Below are 11,560 nucleotides of genomic sequence, written 5' to 3'. Positions count from 1 at the left end.
TCGAAGTTAAACCCGACAGGTTTTCAAAACCTGTCGGGTTTGAATCAAATAAATTATAAGTTAAGAAATTCTTCTAAGGAAGTGAAATTCTCTTTTTCATTATGAGAAGATTTTAAATTTTCAATGTTTTCAAATAATGAAATCACTTTTTCACGTTTTAATTTAGTCGATTTCTCAGATATGCAAGCTGAATAAGAGCTCCAAGGATATTCTATTGGATGTTCGCAAAAACCATGATTTACAGGGTTATAATGAATATATTTTATAACAGAACGTAAATAAGATTCGTTACTAATTAGTTTTCTTTTAAAAGGTCTTTCAAATAAGGCTCCATGTCTATTGTATCCTTTATTAATTGCTTTTGTGTAAGCGTTAAATAAATTTCCAAAAGATTGATGTGCAGGGATTATTTTTTTGATTTCATAATCCTTGTGACTTTTTAAAATTTCTTCAAAAGTTTTAATTCTTACTAATAAATGAAAATGATTTTTTAGTAAACACCAAGCTAATGTTTCGGCAATTGGATCAATATGCTTAGTATAAAGCATCAAGAAATATTCATGATTTCTATTTTCTTTAAAGAGATTTTCACTATTGATTCCACGATTGTAAATATGATAGTAATTTCCAGACTCAAGAGTTTCAATTTTTTGCATGTTGCATATGTTCAAGAAACGCGACAGGTTTTTATGACCTGTCAAGTTGATTTCGATGCAAAAGTAGTAAAAATATTACTTTTTAGATTTAATGCTTTTTGTTTAATCTTTCTGATCAAAATGACAATTGTCATTTCTTCTTCGAATTCTTTTTCGTAATATTACTATTGTAAATTTTCATTAATGAGAAAGATCAAATACAAGAAAGGACGCAAGCTGCAACATATTACTTTAGAATATACAGGAACGCACAAAGAACATGAAACTGAGATGCAGCTTTTTGTTTATGATGATGCAGATGTTGTTGAATATGATAAGTTTACAGTTTTAGCCTTAAATTCTTGTTTTGATTATACAAAAAACAATTGGCTGAATGTTCATGGCTTAAATGACATTGGTTTGCTTAAAACAATTGGAGCACATTTTAAATTGGATGATTTCCTCTTAGCTGATATTCTAAATACAACTAAAAGAACCAAATTAGAAGAACAGCAAAATGTTTTATTCTTCAATATAAAATCACTTTTACCTTCTGAATATTCCGATAATATTAGTGTGGAGCAGATTAGCTTTATTCTGAAAGAAGGAATTCTAATTTCATTTCAGGAAAAACGAAGTGATTTTTTTACGCACATTCGCGAGCGACTTCGTACACATGCCGGAATTGTTAGAACCAAAAAAGTAGATTATCTTCTTTATTTATTATTGGATGCTGTAATGGAGAATTTCTATATAACATTGGAAGATGAAGAAGATAAGGTGGAAGAATTAATCAATCAGACCAAAAAAGATGCTAAACCAATTATTTTAGAAAAAATTGAAAACCATCGAGATAATTTAAACTTCCTTAAACGTTCCATTGTGCCACTTAGAGATTCACTTTATTATTTGAAAACAAAAAAAGATGATGACGATGAAAATGGATTAATTCAAAAAGAGACGTTTAACTTCTTTATCAGACTGCATCAGAAGAGTTTAGAGCTTTTAGAGCAGATAGAATCAGATATGAGTGCTTTGGAAAGCGCATCGAATTTTTATTTCTCGGAACAAAGCCGAAAAATGAACGAAATCATGAAAACCCTGACAATCATTTCGGCCATATTTATTCCGCTTACTTTTATTGTTGGAGTTTACGGAATGAACTTTGAAAATATGCCGGAACTCAAAATGCAAAATGGCTATTTTGTAGTTATGGGCGTCATGTTTCTGCTGGTTATAGCCTTAATCATTTATTTCAAGAAACGAAGATGGTTTTAACGTTTGTTTCAGTCAGAAAAAAAATGATTTCTATTAAATTTGTTATTTAGAATAAATATAAATAATTATGAGTAAAGCAATATATATAGCAACAAGCGATCACAACAGCGGTAAATCGATCATCACGCTCGGTTTAATGAGTATCTTGATCGGAAAGACTGCCAAAGTGGGCTATTTTAGGCCTATAATCGAAGATTTTGTTGACGGAGAAGTAGATAATCATATTGAGACCGTTTTGTCGTATTTTAACCTTGATATTCATTTTGAAGATGCATATGCGATTACGAAAAGCAGATTAATCAAGAAAAAGAATAAAGGAAAAATAGGAGAGGTTCTGGATTTGATTATTGAAAAATATAAAAAACTGGAAGAGCGTTTTGATTTCGTTTTGGTCGAGGGAACCAGTTTTACGGGCGAAGGAACTTCAATCGAATTGGATTTGAATGTTTTAATTGCCAAGAATCTTGGCATTCCAACTATAATTGTCGGTTCAGGAGTTGGTAAAACTTTAGAAGAACTTTTAGATAGCTTGTATTTAGTCTACGATTCTTTCAAACTCAAAGAAGTTGAGGTTTTATCTGTTTTTGCTAATAAAGTGCAGCCAGAAAACATTGAATTGGTTACGAATAGTTTACAGAAAACTTTGCCTTCAAATGTTTTGATAAATACTATTCCGCTTATCTCGAGTTTAAATAATCCAACAATGCAGGAAATTGTAAACGAATTGAATGCAAAAGTGCTATTTGGAGAAAATTATCTGAATAATGAAATCGGACATTACAGCGTAGGGGCGATGCAATTGCATAATTATTTAGTTCATCTGCATGATAATGCTTTGGTCATTACACCTGGAGATCGTTCTGATATTATTTTGGGAGCTTTACAAGCAAACGAATCAGCCAATTATCCAACCATTTCAGGAATTATTTTGACAGGAAATATTGTTCCAGAAGAAAGTATCTTAAAACTTATAGAAGGACTTTCGGCTATTGTTCCAATTATCGCTGTTGACGGCGGAACGTATCATATCACTAATAAAATTGGTTCTATAAAATCGGAGATTTATGCTAACAATACCCATAAGATTGAGACTTCTATAACGACATTTGAGAAATACGTTGATAACGATGCTTTATCCGAAAGATTGATCACTTTCCAAGCGGAAGGAATGACGCCGAAAATGTTTCAATACAATATGGTTAAAAGGGCGAAACAGCATAGAAAACATATTGTATTGCCGGAAGGAAATGATGACCGAATTATTACAGCGGCAGCAAGATTATTAGATATGGATGTGGTCGATATTTCGATTATTGGAGATAAAAAACAAATTGAAAATAAAGTAGTAGAACTTGGTATTACGCTTGATTTTTCAAAAGTAAATATCATCAATCCGATAGAATCTGAATTTTACGAGGATTATGCAAATACATATTACGAGCTGAGAAAAGCCAAAAACGTAAGTATTACAATGGCAAGGGATTTAATGGAAGATGTATCGTATTTCGGAACCATGATGGTGTACAAAGGCCACGCAGACGGAATGGTTTCTGGAGCAGCGCATACGACACAGCATACGATTCTGCCAGCACTTCAATTCATTAAAACTAAACCTAATTCTTCTGTTGTTTCTTCAGTGTTTTTTATGTGTTTAGAAGATAGAGTTTCTGTTTTTGGAGATTGTGCCATCAACCCAAATCCAACGGCAGAGCAATTGGCGGAAATCGCTATTTCTTCAGCAGAATCAAGCTTGGCATTCGGAATTGAGCCCAAAATAGCCATGCTTTCTTATTCTTCGGGTTCATCTGGAAAAGGAGATGAAGTGGATAAAGTAAGAACGGCAACAGCAATTGTAAAAGAAAAAAGACCAGATCTTAAAATTGAAGGTCCAATTCAGTATGACGCTGCGGTTGATTTAAGTGTCGGAAAAAGCAAAATGCCGGATTCAGAAGTAGCAGGACAGGCAAGCGTATTAATTTTCCCGGATTTAAATACAGGAAATAATACTTATAAAGCCGTTCAGAGAGAAACCGGAGCCTTGGCAATTGGTCCTATGCTTCAGGGATTAAATAAACCGGTAAACGACTTAAGCCGTGGCTGTACTGTAGATGATATCATCAATACAGTAGTAATTACAGCCATTCAGGCGCAAGGAATGTAAATCCAATTAAAAAATGGAACGCGGATGAGACAGATTCGCTATCGCGAAAACGCAAATTTAATTTTTATAGAGTTGAGAATCCGTTTAAATCCGCGTCTTTACGAAGTAAACCCGCGTCATCCGCGTACTAATCTCAACAATAAAATAAAAAAAACTTAGTGACTTAGCGCCTTTGTGGCAAAAACATAAAAAATGAAAATACTTATTATAAATTCAGGAAGTTCATCAATAAAATATCAATTAATGGTTATGCCGACAAACGAAGTAATTTGTTCGGGTATGATTGACCGAATTGGTTTAGAAACTTCCAATATTACTTTTAAAACAGCTTCAAATTCGCTTGAAGAAATACTTCCTATCCCAACGCACAAAGTAGGTTTACAGAAAGTTTCGGATTTGCTTTTAGATCCAGAAAAAGGAGTGATTAAAACCACTTCAGAAATTGCTGCGGTTGGACACAGAGTTGTTCATGGAGGAAGTTATTTTTCTAATACTACAGAAATTACGGAAGAAGTTAAAGAAAAAATTAAAGAGCTTTCTGAACTTGCGCCTTTGCATAATCCAGCACATTTGGTTGGAATTAATGTGGCAGAAGAAATTTTTTCAGATGCCAAACAAGTAGCGGTTTTTGATACCGCTTTTCATCAGACAATTCCAGTAGAAGCTTATAAATATGCAATTCCGAATTTTCTTTTAACAGAGCATAAAGTTCGTGTTTACGGTTTTCACGGAACAAGCCATAAATATGTTTCAGAAAGGGCTATTAATTACTTAGATAAGAATTCTAAAATCATTACGATTCACTTAGGGAACGGTTGCAGCATGAGCGCTGTAAAAGATGGAAAAAGTATTGATACCACAATGGGATTTTCGCCATCAAATGGTTTAATTATGGGAACTCGTGCTGGAGATATTGATCAGTCGGTTATCTTTTATTTGGTAAAAAATCTTGGCTACACTCCGGATGAGGTAAATTCTATTCTGCTAAAACAAAGCGGAATGCTTGGTTTAACAGGTTACAGCGACTTAAGAGATATTGAATCTAAAGCTCAAGAAGGAGATAAAGATTGTAAACTGGCTTTATTAATGAATGCGTATAGAATTCGAAAAACAATTGGTGCTTACACGGCAGCTTTAAACGGTTTGGATGCTATCATATTTACAGCAGGAATTGGCGAGAATTCGTCATTTATGCGCAATTTAATCTGTACCGATATGGATTATTTCGGAATTGAGATTGATGCTGCAAAAAATCAAATCCGTTCTAAGGAAATAAGAGAAATCAACTCAGAAAATTCCATTGTAAAAGTTTTGGTTGTTCCTACTGACGAAGAGTATGAAATTGCCAATCAGGTATATCAATTGCTTGGAAATTAAAATATTCTACTTAATATTCTCAAGACTCCTTAATCTAGGAGTCTTTTTTTATGTTTTCAGTTTAAGTTTTTTGTGAGTATCTTTGAGTTTTAATCTGAACATCTTGAAATCGATACTTTTAAAATCAGTTTTCTTCTTTTTCATCGCTTTACAACTTCAAGCACAAGAATTACTTCCTTTCGTAGAAAATTACAGCAAATCCGATTATCAAGGAGATAATCAAATTTGGAATGTAGTTCAGGGAAATGATGATGCGATGTATTTTGCCAACAATCATTATTTGCTTCGTTATGATGGAGTAAAATGGGAAAAATATACACTTCCAAATAAAACCATTATCAGATCTATTCTTATTGAAGGAGATAAAATTTATTCTGGTTCTTATAAAGAGTTTGGTTACTGGTACCGAAAAGATGGAACGATGCATTATGTCTCGATTACCAAAAACCTAAGATTGTTTGATGAAAGAGATAATGAAGAAATCTGGAAAATTTTCAGATTTAATGGTTCACTTTATTTTCAATCCTTTAATGATGTCTTTATTTATAACGGAAAGACAATCAAAAAAATCAAATTCCCTTTCCTTATTTCGTACTGTTTTGCTGTAGACAAAAATCTATACGTGGCTTCTGTTCAGGATGGGATTTTTAAAATGAACGATAAATATATTTCTAATCCAAAAGGATGGGATATTTTGAAGAAAACGGTTGTTCATGCTATAGAAAAACACCAAAATAAGACTTACATATTTACCCAGAAAAAAGGTGTTTTTGTAGTAGATAAAAACGGTTTAAAAAGTTGGGACAATCCGATAAACGAAACTTTGAAATCGGCTACTATAAATGTGGCAAAATTTATAAAAGACGAAAAACTGGTTATTGGAACAGGGAATCGAGGCATTATCATTTTAGATCTCAAAACCAATTCTTATAAAAATATTGAAAGAGATAATGTTTTAATGAATAACTCGGTGCTGAGTTTAGGATTTGATAAAGAAAATGATCTTTGGCTTGGTTTGGATAATGGTATTGCACATGTTGAGGTCAATTCACCTATTTCTTTCTTTTATGACAATTCAGGACTTTTAGGTTCTGTTTATTCTGTTGCCACTATTAATAAAGGTTATTTAATTGCTTCCAATCACGGGATATTCGAATACAGTTCAGGAAAATTCAACATGATGCCCAATACACAAGGGCAGGGCTGGAATATTTCATTAATAGATGGAAAGTATGTTATTGGTCATAATGATGGTACTTTTTCCTATGAAAATGGTTTGCTGACGAAGATAAACGGTGTCAGCGGAGGCTGGAATATGTCGAAAAGCAGTATAAATGATACTTATTTTCAGTCTACGTATAGTGGTATTTTGGTTTATGATAATCCTTCAGATCTTTCACATTATAAGATTATCAAAGATCTTGCAAAACCTATAAAATATGTAGCGCAGAATAAAAAGAATGAAATTTGGGCAGCAGATAATTATCGAGGTTTGTATCGTGTTGTACTAGATGATAATTACAATACTTTAAAAGTTGAAAATGTTACGCAGCAAAGTAAAATAGTAAACGATTTTGGCATCAAGATTTTTGAATTCAGAAAAGAAATACTCTTTCTGATTAATAATATTTGGTATACTTATAACTCGATTGCGGGTAAATTGGAAGAAAACGAATTGTTTAATGAAAATTTTAAAAACGTAACAGACATTGTTTCTATAGACGAAGATCATTTTATGGTTCTGCAGAATGGCATCTTATACCATATCTATTTCGAGGGAAATAAGTTTATCTGGAATATTATTCAAGAGAAATATTATAAAGGGAAACTCATCAATGAAAATTTAAGAATCTTTAAAAAAGACAATGATTACTTGTTTAATCTAGATGACGGATTTATTTCGCTTAAACTCAAATATGAAAACAAACAAAATTCCAAAATAGAAATAGAAGCATTTAGTAATGATGTTTTAATTCCGAATGAATCCAAAATTAAATTCAATACCGAATTAAGAATTAATGCTATCTCTGGAATTTATGGAGCAAGTAAACCGAATCTATTTTATAAACTGGATAAAGAGAAAGATTATTTTTCAATTTCTGATGGATTGATTATTCTGAACAATTTGAGCAGCGGGAATCATTCTGTAGAAATCTTTAAACACGATGGTGCAAATTATGAAAAAGTTTCTGTTTACAAATTTAAAGTTGCAGAGCCTTGGTATTTTTCTTTTTGGATGATTCTGCTTTATTTGTTTGTAATAGGTGCTGTTTTATTTTTCTATTACAGATGGAATAAATTTAGATATACTCAAAAACTAAAATTACAAGCAGAAGAATTAAAGCATCAGAGAGAAATTCTCGAAATGGAACTGAAAAAAGAAAATGAACTCAATCTTCAGGAATACGAAAAGCATATTTTAGAATTAGAACTGCAAAGTAAATCTTCTGAAGTAGCTGGTAAATCTTTATCAATTGCGAAGCAGACCGAGATGATTGATAAAATTCAAGGAATTCTGGAAACTGAAAAAGATTTTTCTAAACTGAAAAACGAAATCAAAAAAGCAATAAAGATTAATGAAGTAAATAAACACGAATGGGAAATATTTGAAACCAATTTAAATCAGATCCATAATGAGTTTATTATAAATCTTTCTAAAAAGTATCCTCACTTGACTCCAAAGGATATTAAGCTATGTGTTTATCTTAAAATGAACCTTTCTTCCAAGGAAATTGCACCTATGATGAACATCTCTTTTAGAGGTGTAGAACTGCACAGATACCGCCTTAGAAAGAAGCTAAACCTTAATCAAGACGAAAACCTGTCGAAGTTTTTATTAAGTCTGTAAGATTTGGTTTTGTTTTTTAAGGATATTATATTTTTAGAACTCTATTTTTACATAATTCTAATACATCATTACTACATCATAACGTTATGTTAAAGAAAATTAAGTAATATTTATTTTGTTGATAATCAGAAATATATTATTAGAATTTAACATAATGATGTAGCCGTGTTGTAGTGGTATCTGATGTACTACAACGTTGTAATTGTTTAATTTGGCTCTACTAACTTAAACGATTACGTACTGTATGAAAAATTTTATTTTTAGCTTTTTAGCACTCTTGTTGCTGCCTACATATATGATGGGGCAGGCTCAAGCAATTAAAGGGAAAGTGGTAGACAGTAATGGAATGGGAGTTCCAGGAGCAATAATTGCTTCGTCAGATGCCAGAGCAACTGCTGATGCAGATTTCGACGGAAACTTTACAATCAATGCAAAGCCTGGAGACATATTAAAAGTCTCTATGTTAGGCTTTGACGCAGTTTCTGTACCGGCAACAGCCGCACCAATGACAATCACTTTAAAAGAATCAGGCGATACCGCCTTAAAGGAAGTAGTTGTAATTGGGTACGGTACCAGAAAGAAAATTGATAATACTTCGGCAGTGAGTTCAATTAAATCCGACGAAATTACCAAGATGAAAGTAATAAATGCTTCTCAAGCTATACAAGGTAAAGCGGCAGGGGTTCAAGTTGCTACATCAGACGCGCCAGGTAGCACTCCGTCTATTGTTATTAGAGGGGTTGGTACTGCATTAGGAGGAAGAAATCCTCTATATGTTGTAGATGGTATGCCTACTGATAATATTAATAATATCAACTCAAATGATATTACTTCATATGAAGTTTTGAAAGATGCTTCGGCACTTGCAATTTATGGTACAAGAGGTGCAAATGGTGTAATTATGATTACTACTAAAACAGGTAAAGGAAAACTTGTTGTAGATATTGATAGTTATGCTGGTTTTAGATCGCCACTTAAGAAAGTAAAAATGGCAAATGCTGATCAATATATTCAGTACAATAATGCCGCTTTTATTAGCCAATTCCCAAATGGAAGATTTTCAACAAATCAGCCATATAATACAAATTGGTTTGATGAGATAACTCAAACGGGAGTTTATACTCAAAACAATGTTTCTCTTTCTGGATCTGGAGAAAATATTAAATACTTCTTTAGTGTTGGTAACTATGAAGAGGATGGAATCTTAAAAGGTACAGAATATGGACGTACTACTTTTAGAAGTAACAACGAGTACAAAATTTCTGAAAAACTTAAAATTAGCCAAAATTTTAGTGTAAGTTCTATAAAAAATACGCCGCAACCAATGTCTGCATTTACATCTGCATACAGACAATCTCCTTTAGTGCCCGTACGTTTTCCTGATGGAAAATATGGTGTGCCTTTTATAAAAAATGGTGTTATTTCTGAAACAGGAGATTCTTTTAATTCAGTTGGAAACCCTGTTGTTTCTTTAGATTACAATAATGAGCAACAAAAAACGGTTGTACTTCAAGGTGGATTAAAATTAGATTGGGATATTATGAAATCATTGAAATTTACTTCACAATTTAATGGAGAATATTTCACTTATAAACAATATAATTTTGTTGATAATTTAGGTCTGTGGTTAGCTGCTGATCCAAGCAGGGTAGAAGCTGGTTATGATAAGAAGAGTTTGAATACAAACACTTTGACAAGAAATACAGATGATTATTTCAACTGGAATTTATCTAATTATTTTACTTACAACAAAGTTTTTGCAGAGATTCATGATGTTGAAGTGACTGCGGGTATTGAAGCTAACGTGATTGGTACAAGGTCTAAAACTACAGCAGATATTAGAAATGTGAATCCAAATAGCAACTATTGGGGGCTTGATGGTATTAATTATGCACAAAATGGAGGTGTAACCACATATAAAGCTGTAAACGAAAATCAAGCTAGATTAGCGTCTTATTTTGCGCGTTTACAATATAAGTTAATGGATAAATATTTATTAACGGGTACTGTTAGACGTGACGGATCTTCAAATTATTCAAGTGACTACCGTTGGGGAACATTTCCATCAGTTGGTCTTGGTTGGATTGTAACTAAAGAAAGCTTCTTATCTGATATAAAAGGTTTGGATCTATTAAAAATTAGAGGTTCTTGGGGTAAATTAGGTAATCAAAAAGTGCCATTAAACATCCAGTCATTTACATCTGGAGTAGATTATAATGGAGGTTCAGGAACAACGATCAATTCTCAAATTGACCCAAGTTTATCATGGGAAATTGTTGAAGAAGCATCTGCAGGTTTAGATTTTGAATTGTTTAATAGCAGATTAAAAGGATCATTTGATGTTTATGATAAAAACACAAACAACGCAATTTTGAATGTTAAGCCATATTCTACATCAGGAATTACACTAGAATCTCCAACACACGTAGGAGAGGTATCAAACAAAGGTTACGAAATTGCTTTACGTTGGGATGATAAAATTACAGATAACTTAAGTTACTGGGTAGGAGGAAATTTCTCTCATAACAAAAATGAATTAGCTAGTTTGAAAAATGTTCAGATTGCAACAGTAAATGGAGGTTCATTAGGTAATGGTCAGGTAACAAAAATACTTGATAACACATCAGTTGGGCAGCCTTTGGGAAGTTTCTATATGTATGAATATGCAGGCGTTGATCCAACAAATGGACAGATGTTGTACTATACAGCAAACGGAAATAAAGTAGCTCAAGGTGCTTTAGATCAAACTAAAGACAGAAAATATGTTGGTTCAGTTTTGCCAACTTCTAATTATGGAGTTACCGTAGGATTAAACTACAAAAATATTGATTTCTCTGTAGATGGATACGGTACAGGTGGAGCAAAAGTATATAATGGAAAAAAAGCGCAACGTTTTTATGGAGAAAATGTTGAAGCGTCATTATTAAATGATATGTGGACACCAACAAATACTACAGGTTCAAACCCAGCTCCATTTAATCAAGTTCCAGTTGCATCAACTTATTATTTAGAATCTGGAGATTACTTCAGAATTAATAATATCACACTAGGATACAAACTTCCTTTAAGAGAAGATGGTTTTGTTAACTATTGCCGAATTTATGTAAATGCTATGAATCCTTTCATTACTCAAAAATATTCAGGATTCTCTCCTGAGGTTTTAGGAAATGGGGAATTGGTTACAGGTACACAAGGAGTTGAGCTAGATGCTTATCCAGCCTTAAAGACATTTGTAGTTGGTGCAAACTTAAAATTTTAATA

General features: G+C 32.5%; 6 protein-coding genes. 5 read left to right on the top strand and 1 reads right to left on the bottom strand.

Features of this window, described 5'->3' with window-relative positions; all coding sequences use genetic code 11:
- Positions 1–53: 53 nt before the first annotated feature.
- Positions 54–656, bottom strand: a complete 603-nt coding sequence (locus BM289_RS20800) for a transposase (RefSeq protein WP_091497128.1) — start codon at positions 654–656, stop codon at positions 54–56.
- Between the two features lie 183 nt (positions 657–839).
- Here BM289_RS20800 and corA point away from each other — a divergent pair, with 183 nt between their 5' ends.
- The 5 genes from corA (at position 840) to BM289_RS20775 (ending at position 11,558) form a co-directional block, all read left to right on the top strand.
- Positions 840–1,913 (top strand): magnesium/cobalt transporter CorA, encoded by a 1,074-nt coding sequence (gene corA, locus BM289_RS20795; RefSeq protein ID WP_091497125.1) that lies wholly within the window; start codon positions 840–842, stop codon positions 1,911–1,913.
- 67 nt (positions 1,914–1,980) lie between these two features.
- A complete protein-coding gene (pta, locus tag BM289_RS20790; RefSeq protein ID WP_091497121.1) occupies positions 1,981–4,074 on the top strand; it encodes a phosphate acetyltransferase in 2,094 nt (697 codons plus the stop codon).
- A 192-nt stretch (positions 4,075–4,266) separates the two neighbouring features.
- Positions 4,267–5,451 (top strand): acetate/propionate family kinase, encoded by a 1,185-nt coding sequence (locus tag BM289_RS20785; protein WP_091497119.1) that lies wholly within the window; start codon positions 4,267–4,269, stop codon positions 5,449–5,451.
- 103 nt (positions 5,452–5,554) lie between these two features.
- Entirely contained in the window at positions 5,555–8,299 is a 2,745-nt protein-coding gene (locus BM289_RS20780; protein WP_091497116.1) for a helix-turn-helix and ligand-binding sensor domain-containing protein, read from the top strand.
- A gap of 244 nt (positions 8,300–8,543) precedes the next feature.
- Entirely contained in the window at positions 8,544–11,558 is a 3,015-nt protein-coding gene (locus BM289_RS20775; protein WP_091497114.1) for a SusC/RagA family TonB-linked outer membrane protein, read from the top strand.
- The last annotated feature ends 2 nt before the right edge of the window (positions 11,559–11,560 follow it).

Source organism: Flavobacterium phragmitis (assembly GCF_900112575.1).
In the GTDB taxonomy this organism is placed as follows: Bacteria; Bacteroidota; Bacteroidia; order Flavobacteriales; family Flavobacteriaceae; genus Flavobacterium; species Flavobacterium phragmitis.
This window is presented reverse-complemented; position numbering and strand designations above follow the sequence as displayed.

Excerpts from the sequence above, each read along its gene's own strand:
- BM289_RS20785 (WP_091497119.1), top strand. The coding sequence starts at position 4,267 with ATGAAAATACTTATTATAAATTCAGGAAGTTCATCAATAAAATATCAA.
- corA (WP_091497125.1), top strand. The coding sequence starts at position 840 with ATGAGAAAGATCAAATACAAGAAAGGACGCAAGCTGCAACATATTACT.
- BM289_RS20800 (WP_091497128.1), bottom strand. The coding sequence starts at position 656 with ATGCAAAAAATTGAAACTCTTGAGTCTGGAAATTACTATCATATTTAC.
- pta (WP_091497121.1), top strand. The coding sequence starts at position 1,981 with ATGAGTAAAGCAATATATATAGCAACAAGCGATCACAACAGCGGTAAA.
- BM289_RS20775 (WP_091497114.1), top strand. The coding sequence starts at position 8,544 with ATGAAAAATTTTATTTTTAGCTTTTTAGCACTCTTGTTGCTGCCTACA.